Source organism: Bacillus sp. FJAT-27231, from assembly GCF_001183975.1.
Taxonomy (GTDB): Bacteria; Bacillota; Bacilli; order Bacillales; family Domibacillaceae; genus Pseudobacillus; species Pseudobacillus wudalianchiensis.
In genome coordinates this window covers 586,744-602,189 of sequence record NZ_LFZU01000001.1, presented here as the reverse complement: position 1 = coordinate 602,189, position 15,446 = coordinate 586,744, and the positions used below count along the sequence as shown (strand labels likewise).

Annotated in this window: 18 protein-coding genes; 3 read left to right on the top strand and 15 right to left on the bottom strand. The window is 43.8% G+C overall.

Going from position 1 to position 15,446, the window contains the following annotated elements:
* Positions 1-4: 4 nt before the first annotated feature.
* Together AC623_RS02805 and AC623_RS02800 are read right to left on the bottom strand one after the other, a co-directional pair.
* Positions 5-886, bottom strand: a complete 882-nt coding sequence (locus AC623_RS02805; protein ID WP_049660366.1) for a branched-chain amino acid ABC transporter permease — start codon at positions 884-886, stop codon at positions 5-7.
* 84 nt (positions 887-970) lie between these two features.
* Entirely contained in the window at positions 971-2,170 is a 1,200-nt protein-coding gene (locus tag AC623_RS02800; RefSeq protein ID WP_049666186.1) for an ABC transporter substrate-binding protein, read from the bottom strand.
* Between the two features lie 666 nt (positions 2,171-2,836).
* Between AC623_RS02800 and AC623_RS02795 the strand changes: the two genes are divergently transcribed.
* The 3 genes from AC623_RS02795 (at position 2,837) to AC623_RS02785 (ending at position 4,836) form a co-directional block, all read left to right on the top strand.
* Positions 2,837-3,412 (top strand): beta-class carbonic anhydrase, encoded by a 576-nt coding sequence (locus AC623_RS02795; protein WP_049660363.1) that lies wholly within the window; start codon positions 2,837-2,839, stop codon positions 3,410-3,412.
* A gap of 93 nt (positions 3,413-3,505) precedes the next feature.
* A complete protein-coding gene (locus tag AC623_RS02790; protein WP_049660360.1) occupies positions 3,506-4,222 on the top strand; it encodes an MBL fold metallo-hydrolase in 717 nt (238 codons plus the stop codon).
* 14 nt (positions 4,223-4,236) lie between these two features.
* Entirely contained in the window at positions 4,237-4,836 is a 600-nt protein-coding gene (locus AC623_RS02785) for a TetR/AcrR family transcriptional regulator (protein ID WP_049660359.1), read from the top strand.
* 126 nt (positions 4,837-4,962) lie between these two features.
* Here the strand turns inward: AC623_RS02785 and AC623_RS02780 are convergent, their stop codons facing one another.
* The 13 genes from AC623_RS02780 to AC623_RS02720 are packed head-to-tail and all read right to left on the bottom strand — an operon-like array spanning position 4,963 to position 15,411.
* Positions 4,963-5,664 (bottom strand): hypothetical protein, encoded by a 702-nt coding sequence (locus AC623_RS02780; protein WP_049660356.1) that lies wholly within the window; start codon positions 5,662-5,664, stop codon positions 4,963-4,965.
* Entirely contained in the window at positions 5,661-6,149 is a 489-nt protein-coding gene (locus AC623_RS02775) for an ECF transporter S component (RefSeq protein WP_049660354.1), read from the bottom strand. Before AC623_RS02775 ends, AC623_RS02780 begins: the two co-directional genes overlap by 4 nt.
* The gene (locus AC623_RS02770; protein ID WP_049660352.1) at positions 6,139-6,738 is read right to left on the bottom strand and encodes a cob(I)yrinic acid a,c-diamide adenosyltransferase; all 600 of its coding nucleotides are present in this window, start codon (positions 6,736-6,738) and stop codon (positions 6,139-6,141) included. The genes AC623_RS02775 and AC623_RS02770 overlap by 11 nt, the downstream gene beginning before the upstream one ends.
* Positions 6,735-7,181, bottom strand: coding sequence for a bifunctional adenosylcobinamide kinase/adenosylcobinamide-phosphate guanylyltransferase (locus tag AC623_RS02765; protein ID WP_049660348.1), 447 nt, complete (start codon positions 7,179-7,181; stop codon positions 6,735-6,737). Before AC623_RS02765 ends, AC623_RS02770 begins: the two co-directional genes overlap by 4 nt.
* On the bottom strand, positions 7,133-7,759 hold the full coding sequence (locus AC623_RS02760; RefSeq protein WP_049660345.1) for a histidine phosphatase family protein: 627 nt from the start codon (positions 7,757-7,759) through the stop codon (positions 7,133-7,135). The genes AC623_RS02765 and AC623_RS02760 overlap by 49 nt, the downstream gene beginning before the upstream one ends.
* Positions 7,717-8,514, bottom strand: coding sequence for an adenosylcobinamide-GDP ribazoletransferase (locus tag AC623_RS02755; RefSeq protein ID WP_231603341.1), 798 nt, complete (start codon positions 8,512-8,514; stop codon positions 7,717-7,719). The genes AC623_RS02760 and AC623_RS02755 overlap by 43 nt, the downstream gene beginning before the upstream one ends.
* Complete coding sequence (locus AC623_RS02750) at positions 8,505-9,377, bottom strand: cobyric acid synthase (RefSeq protein ID WP_053104059.1); 873 nt, start codon at positions 9,375-9,377, stop codon at positions 8,505-8,507. Before AC623_RS02750 ends, AC623_RS02755 begins: the two co-directional genes overlap by 10 nt.
* Entirely contained in the window at positions 9,374-9,958 is a 585-nt protein-coding gene (locus tag AC623_RS02745; RefSeq protein WP_049660343.1) for a bifunctional adenosylcobinamide kinase/adenosylcobinamide-phosphate guanylyltransferase, read from the bottom strand. Before AC623_RS02745 ends, AC623_RS02750 begins: the two co-directional genes overlap by 4 nt.
* Entirely contained in the window at positions 9,940-11,010 is a 1,071-nt protein-coding gene (gene cobD / locus AC623_RS02740) for a threonine-phosphate decarboxylase CobD (protein ID WP_049660341.1), read from the bottom strand. The genes AC623_RS02745 and cobD overlap by 19 nt, the downstream gene beginning before the upstream one ends.
* Entirely contained in the window at positions 10,985-11,950 is a 966-nt protein-coding gene (cbiB, locus tag AC623_RS02735) for an adenosylcobinamide-phosphate synthase CbiB (RefSeq protein WP_049660340.1), read from the bottom strand. Before cbiB ends, cobD begins: the two co-directional genes overlap by 26 nt.
* The gene (locus AC623_RS02730; RefSeq protein ID WP_049660337.1) at positions 11,947-13,416 is read right to left on the bottom strand and encodes an adenosylcobinamide amidohydrolase; all 1,470 of its coding nucleotides are present in this window, start codon (positions 13,414-13,416) and stop codon (positions 11,947-11,949) included. The genes cbiB and AC623_RS02730 overlap by 4 nt, the downstream gene beginning before the upstream one ends.
* Positions 13,413-14,474, bottom strand: coding sequence for a FecCD family ABC transporter permease (locus tag AC623_RS02725; protein WP_049660334.1), 1,062 nt, complete (start codon positions 14,472-14,474; stop codon positions 13,413-13,415). The genes AC623_RS02730 and AC623_RS02725 overlap by 4 nt, the downstream gene beginning before the upstream one ends.
* Positions 14,437-15,411: an ABC transporter substrate-binding protein gene (locus AC623_RS02720; RefSeq protein ID WP_049660331.1), complete on the bottom strand. Its 975-nt coding sequence runs from the start codon at positions 15,409-15,411 to the stop codon at positions 14,437-14,439. Before AC623_RS02720 ends, AC623_RS02725 begins: the two co-directional genes overlap by 38 nt.
* Positions 15,412-15,446 lie beyond the last annotated feature (35 nt).

The window sequence follows — 15,446 nt, the reverse complement described above, 5'->3', positions numbered from 1 at the left end:
TACTCTACACCCGCTTTCCGGTCGCTTTGGCAAACAGTCCGTTCGGCATGAAGAATAGGACGAGGAGAAGCAATGCAAAGCTAATTGCATCTTTATAACCCGATGTCCATAAACCTTCTGTAAACGATTCCAATATTCCGATCATAAAAGCACCAATAATAGCCGCTGGAGCATTCGTTAATCCGCCAATGACGGCTGCAACGAAAGCTTTCATCCCAATCATCAAGCCCATTTCATATGTCGCTCCCGAAATTGGCGCAATGATAATGCCGGCAATGGCTCCAAGCCCCGCACTCACTGCTATTGAAATAAATGACATCCACTCAGGCTTGATTCCCATTAATCTCGCAGCAGAGCGATTGACTACACAGGCTGTAACAGCCTTTCCGATAAATGTTTTGTTAAAAAAGTAATGCATGGCAATTAAGCTGACTACTGATATTCCAACTGCCCAAATGCTTTGGGGCAGCAATACCGCATTCAAAACATTAATCGGATTGTTTTCCGTAAATGGCGGCAAGGATCTTGGTTGTGTTCCCCAAATTAAAATAGCAAGCCCCCGTATGGCAATCGCTACACCGAGCGTGATGATAATGAGTGTCGGCAGTGATGCATTACGTGCTGGATAAATCGCTGTCCGCTCAAAGATCCCACCGACCAATACAACAATTCCAATACTTAAAATAATGCCTAAACCCATTGGTATATCCATTGAAACGAATGTAATGGCAAGCATCGCCCCAAGCATCGCAAAATCTCCTTGGGCGAAGTTCAAAACACCTGTAATGTTATAAGTAATAACAAAGCCAATGGCAACTAATGCATAAATACTGCCGATCGTTAAACCGGAAAAAATCAGCTGGATAAATTGACTAGTTAGCTCCACTCTTAATCCCACCTCTTATTAGGAAAGCAGGGAATTTGCCCGCTCCCTGCTTTCCCTTTGATCACTCATTCAGTTTACCGACGATTACTCTCCTAATGTCCATTCGCCCTTTTCATCGATTTTTACCATGACGAGGCTGTCAGATTTTAAACCGTTATGGTCCTCTGGAGACATTTTGAACGTACCAGAAATTCCAACAAATCCATCCGTTTGTTCAAGAGCTTCCCGGATCTTTTCTTTATCTGTGCCGCCTTTTTCAATAGCTTCTGCTAAGATATGGATCGCATCATAGGCATGGCCGCCAAATGTACTTGCTGCATTGTTGTACTTGCTTTCATAAGCTTCTTTAAAAGCAGTAAGCTTTTCTTTTTGTGGATCGTTATCATCCAGTCCATTTAGCACAAGTAGTTTACCTGCTGGGAAGACAACTCCATTTGCTGCCTTGCCTGCTAATTCAATAAATTGCTTCGTTCCAATTCCATGGCTCTCGATTACAGGAACGTCCATACCAATTTCACGAATGTTCTTTGTTACAACAGCTGACTCTTGTGCCGTCCCCCAAACGATAATCGCTTCAGGCTTTGCCTTTTTCACTCGAGTCAAAGTAGATTTAGCATCGTTTACTGTCGCTTCGAATTCTTCTTCAATAACTGTTTTCACGCCATGGTCACCCGCAAGTTTGGCAAATTCTTCATGACCACTCGTACCATAAGAGTTTGCTACATTCAACCAGGCCACTTTTTTAAGACCTTGTTTTTCTAAATATTCAAGCAATTTCGGTATAACTACGTCGTCTCCTTGAGCTGTTTTAAATGTCCACTTACGCGGCGATTTGTCATCTGGATTATTAACTTGTTTACTGGCTGCTAGTGAAACATATGGAATGCCTGCCTTTTCAATAAGCGGAATCATAGCAAGACTGTTACCACTAATTGTACCGCCGATAATAGCTGTTACTTTTTCCTGCTCAATCAGCTTTTTTGTAGCGAGAACAGCTTCATTTTGATCTGATTTTGAATCAATAGAAATAAGTTTAATTTTCTTGCCGCCGATACCGCCCTTTTCATTTAGCTCATCGACGATCATTTTTATTGTTTCCTCTTCCCCTTTACCAAGTGGTGAAGCACTTCCAGAAGCGTCAATTACACTACCAATTTTAATTTCTCCCCCAGAGTCTTTTCCGCTGTCGCTGCCTGATGCAGAATCAGCATCTCCGCCGCCGTTGCATGCAGCAAGCAACATCATCATCATTACTGTTAAAAGTGCTAGAATCCTTTTCTTCATTTCCTTCTCTCCCTTCAAACTTACAGCACTCCTTCTAGGTCTAAGGTAGTTAAATTGCGATTGTAAAGCATAGGAAGGAAAGCCGTTCTTTCTTTATAAAGTAAAGCTGATTTAATCCTTGTAATATCATAAGTTAAATCAGCTTTCTTTTTCTGTTATACTTTTTAACATCAATTGTAAAGAGGGAAATTAGTAATATTTTTATTGAAAACCCTTCCATATATCCCTTTAAACGTAATAATATATTAAAAAATGGACAATGACAAGACAATTTTAACGAAAATATTAAATTTTCAGACTTGGATTATTATAACATTTAAATAGTGGATCGTTGTCTATTTTGTTATATTGCAGAATGAGTTTTCCTCTTGTCTTTTCATCTCTTCTAGCTACTTTATAAATCAATAACAATCAACTGAAAAATGAATTCTCCCCATCTTTCTAATCTCTTTGGCCCATAAATTCTGTGATGATGAATCTATTTACTCTCTTGCTTTTTTATTTTATTGCTATGCTGCTCTGTTCAATTCAATAAAAAAGACTTGATTTTCGACAAAAAACTCAATTAAATAGGCATCGGGTACGGTATAATTTATTACATAGACAGATGCTGCTATTTTGCAGAAACCATATAAATAAGTAAAACCAAAAAAGGGGATTGATTAGATGACTTTATTACATGATGTGTTAACGTACAATGAAAAATTTGTATCTGATAAAATGTATGAGGAGTTTACAACAGACAAATTCCCTGATAAGCGTGTAGTCATTTTAACTTGTATGGATACACGCCTTGTAGAGCTAGTTACGAAAGCCATGAATTTTAGAAATGGTGATGTTAAAATCGTTCGCAACGCTGGAGCAATCGTGAATCATCCGTTCGGAAGTATTATGAGAAGTTTACTGGTAGCCGTTTATCAGCTGCAGGCAGATGAAGTACTAATAGTTGGTCATCATGACTGTGGAATGAGTACGTTATCTAGTGAAGCGATTCTGGGAGCCATGAAGGAGCGCGGTGTTAAAGAAGCTACAATTGATACACTTCGCCATGCAGGCGTTGAGGTAGACCAATGGCTTGAGGGCTTCAGCAGTGTAGAAGAAAGTGTAAAGCATAGTGTTGGTATGGTGAAATATCATCCACTTATGGTAAAGGACATCCCAGTACATGGGCTTGTCATTGACCCTCAAACTGGAAAACTGGATCTTGTTGTGAATGGATATGAAACAGAAGCAGCTCTTTAAGAGCTGCTTCTGTTTTATAAATAGCTCTATTGCAAAAACTAACGACATTAGTTAAAATATTAATAACATTAGCAGAATGGGAGTATGATAAAAATGAAAATAACGAAGAACGGCACCGTATTTCAATTAACGTTTATGCCTCGTCTATTTCCTGTAAATTGTTATTTAGTTGAAGAAGAACAGGAACTTACCCTTATCGATGCAGCTCTTTCTTATAGCGGAAAAGGAATTCTACATGCTGCCAAGCTCATTGAAAAGCCAATAACAAGGATCGTTATAACACACGCTCATGATGACCACGTTGGGGCTCTCGATACGTTAAAACAAGCATTGCCGGATGTACCTGTCAGCATTTCGACAAGGGATTCTTTATTATTTTCCGGTGATATACGTTTGTTGGAAAATGAAGCAACTTCCCCCATACGCGGAGGAGTTCCAAAAAGGATTAAAACCCGGCCAGACTCTTTCCTTCAAGAAGGCGATCGGATTGGATCGCTGGAAGTAATCGCTTCACCAGGACATACCCCAGGCTCTATTGCCCTTCTGGATACTCGCAACCGGAGTTTAGTTGCCGGAGATGCTTTTCAGACGAGAGGCGGAGCGGCAGTGGCCGGAGTCATGAAACCTTTCTTTCCTTTTCCTGCATTCGGCACATGGGATAAAGCGACTTCACTTCAAAGTGCTAAAAAACTGCAAAGCCTTAACCCAAGCTTACTTGCGATCGGACACGGAAAAATGATGGAACAGCCTAATGATTTAATGAAAAAGGCCATTATAGAAGCAGAGCAAAAATTATATCAAGGATCTTAAGAGGTGAAAATACAATGTCTCCCCGTATGAAGTTAGATGTGTCTGTTATTCTGCAAACAGCGATAGAACTCATTGATCAACACGGAATGGAATACCTTTCAATCGGCTCATTAGCCAAAGAACTGCAAGTGCGCCCTCCTTCACTCTACAACCATATTAGCGGACTAGATGAGTTAAAACAGAAATTAGCTATTCACGGCATCAAAGCCTTGTATGAACGTATGCTTCAAGAGGCAGCAGGGCGTTCGGGTGATGAAGCGATCCGCGCACTTAGCAAAACTTATCTTCAATTTGTCAGAACACATCCCGGTCTTTACGAGGCAGCTACTCGCTTTCCTGACCCTGAAGACAAGGAGCTGCAGCAGGCACAGCAGGCTGTAGTCAACCTTGCGGTTAAAGTACTAGAGGTATATCATTTGAAGAAAGAGACAGCTGTTCATTTAGTCAGAGGGCTGCGGAGCATACTGCATGGCTTTTCTTCGCTGGAGCAAATGGGCGGATTCGCGATGTCACTAAACGTCGATGAGAGCTTTTCCCTTCTCATTAACACGTTTATTGAAGGCATTCATTTAATGGCTATGAGGGAAAAAGATGAGATACAATCAGAAGAATGAAATGGCTATAAAGGCTCTATTATTTTAGTTGTTGAGTTTGTTGCGGTCAGTTAATAAAACAACAGATGCTTTTAGCAAAGCGTTATAAAAAGGAGAACACTTTAAGCGTTCTCCTTCTTCATTAGTCTATTCAAATTGAATGTCCAAAGGGGTATACAAGCCATTAGACATTTCTCGCAGCTTTGGCACACTGTTATGATTAGCTGCTACTAAAAAACAAGTGGCCGGCCCAGCAGATTTGTTTAGGTTAAGGGAGCAATAAAAAGCTCCTATTTGCCGCTTTTTCCTGCCGACTAAGGTTTTTATCTCATGAATAATTCCTTTTGAACCAACAGGCAAAACACTATAAACCCCTTCTGCTTCAAGCACTTGCCGAAATAATGAAAGCGAAGCAACCGACTCTGCTTCAGAAATCACTTCCGGACCAACGAGCGGTTTCCCCATTACACCGTAACAGACCGTTTTCTCGTCGAGCTGGTCTACCTCTCGTACGTGACGGCCAATCACCGTAATGCTTATGGCTGATTCACTCATCGTAAAGTTTGTTTCGGTGCTGCCTGTTAGTTCAGCCGTACATTCCGCTTCATGGACAGCACGCTTCACACCTGTCGCTAACTTTCCCCAGGCTGCTTCACCCGCGAAGTTCTGGAGTACGACGGCAAGGGGTTCTCCCCCTGCAGCCAAACATTCCATAAGCGCAACACGCGCGGAAAAATAGCCGACTGTCTCATAATCTGCCTTTACATGATCACTCGGCTTTTCCCCGATGGAGCCACTATTGTCAGCTGCAATCACAAGTCCATTCGTATAAATAACATCCCGCTTCACACGTGCACACCACCGAAATGTTTTTCAAATAGCGTTTGCAAGCGAGGCAGGGCTGCCCAAGCAAGCACACTATTTAGAACAGAAGCAACAACGAGTGAAGGAACAATGGTCACATAAAATTCCCAGCCCATAGCGAAAACAAACGGAACAGGCAGAACAAATCCATTCAACACAATGAACGTTATAATAGCAGCTATTCGTTTATGAGAATGATAGATTTTAGCGAATAGCCAAACAGCCCCCGCCATTTCAGCAGCTATTAAGAAATGGAAAGGACCCATCGGCATTCCTCCGGTCAGCGCTGAAAGCAAATGGCCAAAGGCGGCAACGAGTGCACCCGGCCCGGCTCCTAGAAATCCGGCTGCCAGTAAAGCTGGAAAAGAATCTAGCGCGACACTCGCTAGGATGGCTGGCACTTTAATCATCCCGCCGACAACCGATAAAGCGGTAAATAAAGCGAGCCAGGAGATCCTTTTAATCCTCACTTTTATCTTCCTTTCTTTTTCCATCACGAAAGACCTTTGCACTCCGAATGTATTCCACATCCTTTACCCCTAGCCGGAAGTTAATCACGCGGGCAATCGCAAAGAAATAATCAGAAAGACGATTTAAATATTGAAGCGTAACTGGATGAATTCCCTCTTCTTCGCGCATAAGAGCGACAACAAGACGCTCTGCGCGGCGTGTTACCGTACGGGCAATGTGAATAGAAGCTGATGCTTTCGATCCGCCAGGTAAAATAAAGCGCTCTAATTCTGGTGCTTCTTTTATATAGTCGTCAATTTTCTTTTCAAGCTCGCTGACCGATTCAGGCTGCAGCTTCCACTCCCGCTTTCCTGAAACAGTTGCCAAGTCTCCCCCGCAGTCAAATAATTCATGCTGGATCGTCTCCAAATCTGCAAGAATATCAGTAAACTTCTCCTTATCCGCCTCGAGCTCCGCCATTGCCTGGCCGACAAAACAATTCGTCTCATCTACTGTACCGTACGCTTCTACACGCAAATGATCTTTTCCAACACGGCCTCCAATAATGCTCGTTTCCCCTTTATCTCCTGTTCGCGTATAAAGTCTCATTTTTCTTCCTCCTTCTGTTTAATAAATTGCGGTATGCCGTACCACACTTGAATAACTTGGCATGCCTGCTTGGCAACATCTTGAAAGCACCAGCCAGCCGCATCCCGCCACATTCGGTCAAACGCATTTATCGGTACTACACCTTTTGTGATATCCGTACCAATAAGAATGACTTGTCGAGCCTCTTTTTCCTTTTCCCATCTCAGCCAGTCCCCCAGCTCTCTATTCCATGCTTGCCGGGCCATCTCTAAGTCTTCTTCTTTCTCAATAAGCCGGCGAACATGCCGCTCGATCCCTTCAAATACTAGGATGGGTTCTGTCCATCTTTCTATTTCTTCTGTTTCATAAAATGAGTGCCAATGATAAGGATTTACCGAAAGTTCGTATGCTTCTTTCACCCATTTCTTTTTTCCATTGAAGGCACCGCCTGTAATGAGATGCATCTCTCGCCCCTCCTTAATGCAGAAAGTGAACCAGTCAGCTCATAACCGCAGCCATTTTCTATTTGCCAGTTCCAAAATTCTTTTTTCTCAGGCGCGAGCTCCACCAGCAAATGGCGAATCACACCTCCATGAGTCACAATAGCCGTTCGTTTTAGGTGATTTTGAGCGAGAATATCCAGCCACTTTTCCCACGCTGCGCTAATGCGGCTGCCAAACTGCTGATAATTCTCTCCTTCTGGCAACGGATTAGAAAATGGGTCCTGCAGCCAAGTAGTGTATTCTTCTAAATGTTCCAGTTCCTGATGAGTTTTTCCTTCCCAGCGCCCAAAATTCAGCTCACGAAATTCCGGCCATACATCAATTTGGTTGTTCGGGAAAAAGATAGCGGCCGTGTCTATACAACGTTTTAGATCACTTGCAATCACTTTTTCATAAGAAGGGATATGGGTTTTATATTGCTGTAAGGCTGCTCTTCCCGCTTCGCTTAATAGTGAATTTGTCCAGCCGCTAAACGCTCGTCTTTCATTATCGACTGTTACGCCATGCCGATAGAGACCAACAACCACAAGGTCATCCATAAGAGTAGTTCCGCTCCTTCCAGACTGGCACCAAGTATATCTCCTGTAATGCCGCCAAAATGTTTCAGTGCACCCCGACGGGCAAACAAGAAGAACCATACCGCGATCATAGTCAGGAATAGAAACAGAAACAGACTGCCGCTTATAAAGAGAAAAAGCAGTCCACTCCCCATTAACCAAAAGCCGTAGTAAACGGCAAGACGGGCATCTTTCCCTTGTTGAAAAAAATAAGCAATCCCCTCTTGTTTCGCCGGTTTTACACTATTTAATAAAAGGCCGGTCATCAATTGGCTGTAAAAAGGAAGCAGGACAATCAAAAGAGCAAGTGCACTATCTCCAAATAAGAAAATTTCATATATAAAGAGAAAGCGAGAAGCGAGAAGCACAATAAGCGAGAGAACACCGAATGCCCCAACACGCGGATCTTTTAAGATTTCTAGGCGTCTATTTATATCCCGGTAAGAAAAAAAAGCATCGCTCGTGTCAATCCAGCCGTCTAAATGAAGCCCTCCTGTCCAAATAATCAACAGTAGCCAAAAAAGAAAAGCATTGCCGAGAGACGACAGCGGGGACCATTCAAGCAACATCCAAAATACACCGCCATAGATCAGCCCTTTTACTAAACCAAACAACGGAAATACCCGTAATGCGGCCCGTAAGTAATGAGGATCTACCGGCAGCTCCTTATGAATCGGCACAGCAGAAAAAAATTGCACATTCAGCAAGAAGCCGTTCACATACATTTTCAATTGCATGAATCGTGCTCCTCTGGTTCCAAAATGGCCATAAATTTTTCCCAGTTCAGGTACGTTTGTAAATGGCTCGCCAATTGATTATATGTAGCGTCTTTGTCCTTCATCTTTGTTTTTTCTGCTAATGACGGTTCCTTTCTGTTTGAAAGCGACAACACGTCCTCTTCTTCAAGCTGATGGTCAGCCAAATAAGGAAGAACAGCCAAGACAGGGATACCCGTCCGCTCTTCCAGCCAGCTTTTTCCTGCTTCAAATAAAAGCGGATCACCATGAAATTTATTAATGATGACTCCTTTAACACGGCTGCGTTCATGCGGTTCAAGCAATTCCAGCGTGCCGACGACACTGGCAAACAAGCCGCCACGTTGCACATCTGCCACTAGTATGACTGGCACGTCGGCTAGTTCAGCTACCTTCATATTAACAACTTCCCGGTCCTTTAAGTTCATCTCCACCGGACTGCCTGCCCCCTCGATAACGAGAAAATCAGCTAGCTCACTCAGCTTTTCTAATGAATACCTAATCGTTTCTATCGCCTTGTCATAATATTGCCCCCGATATTTCATCCCGGCAATTACATCTATTCGTTCACCCAGCCACACGACTTCTGAGCGGCCAGGTTCCGCTGGCTTTAACAAAATAGGATTCATTTCAGGAAGCGGATCAAGCGCACACGCCTCCGCCTGCAGTACTTGCGCTTTGCCAATTTCTTTGCCGTCTTCAGTGATATAAGAATAGTTCGTGACGTTTTGTGACTTAAAAGGTGCCGGCTGGAAGCCCTTTTGGAGAAGCAGCCGGCATAGTGCCGTTACGATCAGACTTTTCCCTACATCGGAAGCCGTTCCCTGAATCATAATCCCTTTCATATTGTCACCCCCTTTTTCTTTATAAGCGGGCACCCGTGCTCCACTAGCACAGCAAGCGTCGCTTCTTCTATCAGATATTGATGAAGTTCCCCTAATGTTTTAGCATAATAAAATACAAGCGAACTGTTCAGAGGCTCATAGGCCAATTCGTTAGAGACAACAATAACGGCCCCTGCTGACTTTCTGATCTCCTCGATTCCTGTACAAATATTCTGCTTCACCTTTGCCTGAAAAGCGGGATGACCCCATTCCTCATCCGTTAAGTCACTGGCAAACCACTCATTCGTTAATAATGTCGTCAGGCAATCAATTAATATAACATCCTTCTTTGTGAAGCAGCTTGATAAAGCCCCTATTTGAACGGGCTGCTCCCACGTTGTCCATACTTTCCCAGACCCTTCTCTTTCTTGTTGATGAGCGCGAACACGGGCGGCCATTTCTTCATCGGTTACTTTTCCACAAGCTATATAATGAAGGCTGCCTTCTAGTCTTTCCACTTCTAAGACAGCCTGCTTTTCTGCTTCTCCGCTCTTCCCGCTGCGCACACCCCCAAGGATTACGGTTAGCTCTGCTTTTTCCATTGCTGTAAAGCCTCTTTCAATTGGTTATTCTCTGCTTCTGTTTTCACTGCTGCCCTGAGCCATTTGCCGGCAAGCCCAGGATAATTATATGTATGGCGGAGAACTATTCCTTTTTCTAGTAAAAAGAAAAAGAGCGGCTTTTGATCTGCTAATTTCGGATCACGCAGCAGATAAAAATTAACGACCGACCGGCTAAATTGAAATCCTTCCTTCTCTAAGAAAGAAAACATATTCTCCCGCTCTTCCTTAATTTTCTCTCGTGACCAATCGACAAATTCCCGGTCCGCTAAGATGGTTTCAGCTGCCTTCAGGGCAAGAGCGTTCACATTCCAATGCGGACGAAAGCGGGCAACCTGTAAAGCGAGCGATTCATTTGCCAGTAGATAACCGAGACGCAAGCCGGCAATAGCATACATTTTCGTTAAGGATCTTAACACAATTAAATTTGAATAGTTCTGAATGAGCCCCGCAACGGTAAAGGAGCCGGCAAAATCATAAAAGGCCTCGTCCACTACAACGTAGCAGCTAGTCGATGATAGACGATCTAACAGTTCAACCATTTCCCCTTCAGAAAAAGCCACCCCGCTCGGATTGTTCGGCGTGCAAATAAAAACAGCAGCAGCTCCCTCGGCTTTGACGGCTAATTCCTTTATTGGAAGAGTGTAATCTTCATTGATAAGCACATACTCGATTTCGCAGCCATATGCCCGGCAGGCCGTTTCATATTCAGAGAATGCCGGCTGAACAATGATCACTTTACATCCACGCCACAGCTGACCGAGAAATTGAATGATTTCTGCCGCTCCATTCCCTAACACCACTTGTTGTTCATCCACCTGGCTTAACTGAGCAATTTGCCTTGTTATCGATTTCCCATAAGGATCAGGGTAATCAGAAATAACAGAAAACCAGCTGTTCCATTGATCCTGGATGCTTTGCGGTGGTCCATAGGGATTAATATTGACGCTAAAGTCTACGATAGAATCTGGTTGCTCTATTCCTACACCTTCATATAAGTGTGCCGGGTTAGAACCATGTGCGGGCCATTTCATAACAAATGCCTCCTATCCACATAACAAGCAAGAATAAAAAAGAAGAACGCTCCATAATCTGATTCGCAAGCAGGATATCCTCTGCCGTTTTTTGTTTTAACGGATCACCCATTTCAGCACGATGGGAGACACGGCCTTTATATACATTCACGCCGCCTAGCTGAATGCCGAGCAAACCAGCAACAGCTGCTTCACACCAGCCGCTATTTGGGCTTGGGTGCTTTTTCGCATCACGGCGGACAATGTGCCATACATGTTTTTTGGAATACCTAGTCTCTGGAAAAGATATAACCATGAGCCAGCTCGTCAGACGGGCAGGCAGCCAATTCACTACATCATCCAGACGGGCAGAAGCCCAGCCAAACTGTTCATACCGATCATTTTTATATCCAACCATTGAGTCACACGTATTAATCGCCCGGTACATCATAGCTCCAGGCGCGCCGGCTAGAAAAGCCCAGAAAAGCGGAGCAGTCACACCATCACTCGTATTCTCAGCAACGGTCTCGATGGCCCCTCTCGTAATCTCTCCTTCATCTAGTTGATCCGTGTCGCGGCCAACAATATAAGAAAGCTTTGTACGTGCTTCTGGTAAATCTCCGCTTCGTAACGGTTCATACACACTCACCCCTGCTTCTTTTAAGCTGCGGCAGGCAATGGCAGAAGCGATCATCAGGGCCTCGGCTGCTACTCCGGCCGCCGGATGGATACAATAGAAGATAAAAACGAACAAAAAACTAACTCCGCCGGTAATTAGGAGAGTGATAGCAAGCATCCACACCCCTTTTTTCCGCCGGCCCGTTCCTTTATTCAGCCGTTGCTCTAGAAAATGAATAAGTGAGCCAATCCAGCGAACCGGATGCGGAAGATGCGGGGGATCGCCAACTAAACGATCAATAAAAAAAGCAATGGTCGCAGCTAGGAGATGATAGATCATCATGCCCTCTCTCCCGGTCCGCTTTTTTCTAACGATTCTATTGTGCATTCATAGACTGCTTTTCCAATCGCCTGGCCTAGCGGCGAAATAGTGCCTGCAAATGCCTGATGCGCGCCGCGCTGGGTCGCCGCAATTAGAACACTATCAGTGGAAGTGCCTGTCGCCTGTGAATACGTTAACGGGTCTTTTACTTTTTTATCCAATAAAGCTTTTACTTTCGCCTCTGTAGCTGTCATCACTGATTGAACGAATGCCTCCTCTGACAAATAGCCATTCGTAAATACCCATGTATTGATCGTGCCCGGTAAAAAGGCACGGCTATGTTCCACAGCCCGCGATACATCAACCGCATTCCCCACACCAGCCGTAACAACGACAAACACAGACACATCTTCTATTTCTACAAAGCGATAAGCAGCTTTATGAAGGTGAACGGCTGTCATCATTCCGACTGTCTCATTTATATCAAAATGGCGCTGTTTCAAAAATTCCTTCATATCTTCCTTGTAAGAGTCGTGCCAATAATTTTTATCGACATGTCGGTTCACGAAGCTGCGGTGCCATCCCCATCCCGCTCCGATGACGCCTGCTGATAATGTTTTTAATAATACAGGAGCCTCTAGAGCAATAAATTCATCTTTATGTGTAATACATGTTCCATCGATGATGATCTCTGTTTCTTCCTTAGCTGTTTTCTCAGGAAGAATGCTCATTTGCGGTTTAGGGACTTCCGGATGCGGCCGCTGATGGATCGCCGTTTTATAGACTTGCTGAATTGGCTCTTCCTTTAACACTTCACTTGGAATGCCCAAGCCGCGCATTGTTCCATCTTCCATCAGTAATAATCTGTCACAATACAGAGACGCGAGGTTCAAGTCATGAAAGATCGAAATAACAGTTAACCCTGCTTCGTTCGCCATTTTCTTGAGCAGGTCCAGCAGCTCTTTTTGAAAGGATAAATCCAAATGGTTCGTTGGTTCATCTAAAAGTAAAATCTCCGGTTCCTGGGCAAGAGCTTGAGCGAGAAACACTCGCTGCCGCTCACCACCTGACAGTTCTTCAAGAGAAGTATCAGCAAACTGTATAGTACCTGTTCGTTCCATTGCCTTGTTTACGGCCTGTTCATCCTCCTCTGTCCATATCGGAAAAAGACCACTTTGGTGAGCATAGCGGCCGAGAGAAATTGTTTCTTTCACCGTGTAAGAAAAAGCCTGAGGAGTCATCTGGGGAAGAACAGCTAGCCGCTTCGCCAGTTCTTTTGGCTTGTAACTTTTTATTTCCTTTCCTTCGATCTGCATCGAGCCGCTGCTTGCAGGGACAATGCCGCTCATCATTTTTAGCAGCGTTGTTTTGCCGCTGCCATTAGGACCTAATATGCCAAAAAGCTCTCCTTTTTGAACAGAAAAAGATAAATCACGGACAATCAGCTTGCCATCATAACCACCACTGAGCTTTATTACCTGAATCATGCTGTTCTTCTTCCTTTCCTGTGCTTACGAAGCAAAATGATAGCGAACACGGGAGCGCCAATAATAGAAGTAATCACGCCAATTGGCAATTCGGTTGGAGAGATAATGGTGCGGGCTACGAGATCAGCTAAAATTAGAAAACCAGCACCGGCGAACATGGACAATGACAACAAATGACGATGATCTGGTCCCCATATCAATCGAATAAAGTGAGGAATGACCAATCCGACGAATCCGATCGTGCCCGAAACAGCAACTGCTGCTCCTGTTAAAATAGAGCCAGCGACTAGTACAACGAGCTTTTTCCGGCGAACATTTACTCCTAAGTGCTGGGCTTTTTCCTCGCCGAACGACATGGCATTCAATTCAGCCGCATGAATGATTAACAAGATTGTACCAATGAGGAAAAACGGCAGGATCAGCTGAATATAATCCCAGCCTCTCATCGAAACACTGCCAAGCAGCCAGCCGATAATTTGTCTTAGCTCCTCACCTGTCAGCGCAATCATTAAAGAGATAACAGCTCCCAGAAAAGAACTGAAAATAATGCCTGTTAAAATGATCGTTTCTACTTTTAACGACCGTTCAATCGCCTGGGCAAATAAAACAACAATAAAGATGGTGGCAATCGAAGCTATGACACTGATGACAGGCAGCGTAAAGCCGGATAGCCATGAAAGCTGCACATTAAAAAACAGCACCATCACCGCGCCTGCCGAAGCGCCCGATGAAACGCCGAGTGTATAGGGATCGGCTAACGGATTGCGCAGCAGTCCTTGAAACGCAGCACCGGCTACAGCTAAGGAAGCGCCTACGAGAGCTGCTAGCAAGACGCGCGGAAATCTAATTTTCCATACGATATTATCAAAGGATGGGTCCACTCCATGAAGAGAAGTGCCGAAAAAATGATGAGATAATAAGAAAGCGATATCCCGAAACGGAACGCGCATCGTTCCGATCGAGATACCCGCAAATAAAGCGATCATAAAAAAAGCAAAAACGATTATATATGCCGAAATTTTATTTCTTAAAAACATCTGGATAGATCGCTTCGGCAAGTTCTTCTACTCCTTCAATAAGACGTGGACCTGTCCTATTGACTAAGTCAGCTTGCACGTCATGAACGTCCTTGTTTTTAACGGCAGTGATGTTTTCCCAGCCTTTACGCTTCAGCACTTCTTCAACCGGCTGTTTCGTGTAGTAGCCGTGTGTTGTAATAATGACATCCGGATTTTTCTTAATAATTGCTTCCTCTGTCATTTGGATCCATCCTTCTTGATCAGCAGCAGCATTTTTGGCATGAATCAGATCAAGCATTTCTTGCATAAAGGTATTCTTGCCAGATGTATAGATTTCAGGTGCTGGTGACACTTCGATAAAGACGCTTTTTTCATCTTCTTTTTTAATCGTTTCTGCCTTTTCCTCTACCTCTGCCAAATCTTCTTTCATGTCTTTTACTACATCATGAGCTTTTTCACTCGTCCCAGTAGCCTTCCCAATCATTTCAATTGAATCATATACCTGATCAAAATTCTGGGCATCGTTAACGACAAGCACATCAATTCCTGCTTCTTCCAGCTGTTTAAAGCCATCTTTTGCATTATGAGCACTGGAGGCGTGGGCTAATACTAGATCTGTGTCGAGTCCGATAATTTTTTCAATGTTATATTCCATGCCGCCGACTTTTTCTTTAGAATTTACTTCTTTCGGGTAGTTATCATTATCGGAAACGCCAACAATTTCCTTTCCTAGCCCGAGCTCATAAGCGATTTCGGTATTGCTCGGAATGAGGGAAACGATTTTCTTAGGTTTTTCCTCAATAACGACATCCTTTCCTTCTGCATCTTTGATCGTTACTGGAAAGGCCGCTTCTTGGCTTTCTTTTGGCTGATCTGCTTTTTCTTCTTTTTCTGGCGCTGCTTTATCTGTTCCGCAGCCAGCCAGCAATCCGGCAGCCAACACGAAAGATAATGTGTACTTAGATACTTTGTTCATCTCTTTCTCTCCCTTTACTTCTTAAAAATATCAAT

Coding starts and splice junctions, on each gene's coding strand:
- AC623_RS02800 (WP_049666186.1), bottom strand. CDS start 2,170: ATGAAGAAAAGGATTCTAGCACTTTTAACAGTAATGATGATGATGTTG.
- AC623_RS02795 (WP_049660363.1), top strand. CDS start 2,837: ATGACTTTATTACATGATGTGTTAACGTACAATGAAAAATTTGTATCT.
- AC623_RS02790 (WP_049660360.1), top strand. CDS start 3,506: ATGAAAATAACGAAGAACGGCACCGTATTTCAATTAACGTTTATGCCT.
- AC623_RS02785 (WP_049660359.1), top strand. CDS start 4,237: ATGTCTCCCCGTATGAAGTTAGATGTGTCTGTTATTCTGCAAACAGCG.
- AC623_RS02770 (WP_049660352.1), bottom strand. CDS start 6,738: ATGAGACTTTATACGCGAACAGGAGATAAAGGGGAAACGAGCATTATT.
- AC623_RS02765 (WP_049660348.1), bottom strand. CDS start 7,181: ATGCATCTCATTACAGGCGGTGCCTTCAATGGAAAAAAGAAATGGGTG.
- AC623_RS02760 (WP_049660345.1), bottom strand. CDS start 7,759: ATGGATGACCTTGTGGTTGTTGGTCTCTATCGGCATGGCGTAACAGTC.
- AC623_RS02755 (WP_231603341.1), bottom strand. CDS start 8,514: ATGCAATTGAAAATGTATGTGAACGGCTTCTTGCTGAATGTGCAATTT.
- AC623_RS02750 (WP_053104059.1), bottom strand. CDS start 9,377: ATGAAAGGGATTATGATTCAGGGAACGGCTTCCGATGTAGGGAAAAGT.
- AC623_RS02745 (WP_049660343.1), bottom strand. CDS start 9,958: ATGGAAAAAGCAGAGCTAACCGTAATCCTTGGGGGTGTGCGCAGCGGG.
- cobD (WP_049660341.1), bottom strand. CDS start 11,010: ATGAAATGGCCCGCACATGGTTCTAACCCGGCACACTTATATGAAGGT.
- cbiB (WP_049660340.1), bottom strand. CDS start 11,950: ATGATGATCTATCATCTCCTAGCTGCGACCATTGCTTTTTTTATTGAT.
- AC623_RS02730 (WP_049660337.1), bottom strand. CDS start 13,416: ATGATTCAGGTAATAAAGCTCAGTGGTGGTTATGATGGCAAGCTGATT.
- AC623_RS02720 (WP_049660331.1), bottom strand. CDS start 15,411: ATGAACAAAGTATCTAAGTACACATTATCTTTCGTGTTGGCTGCCGGA.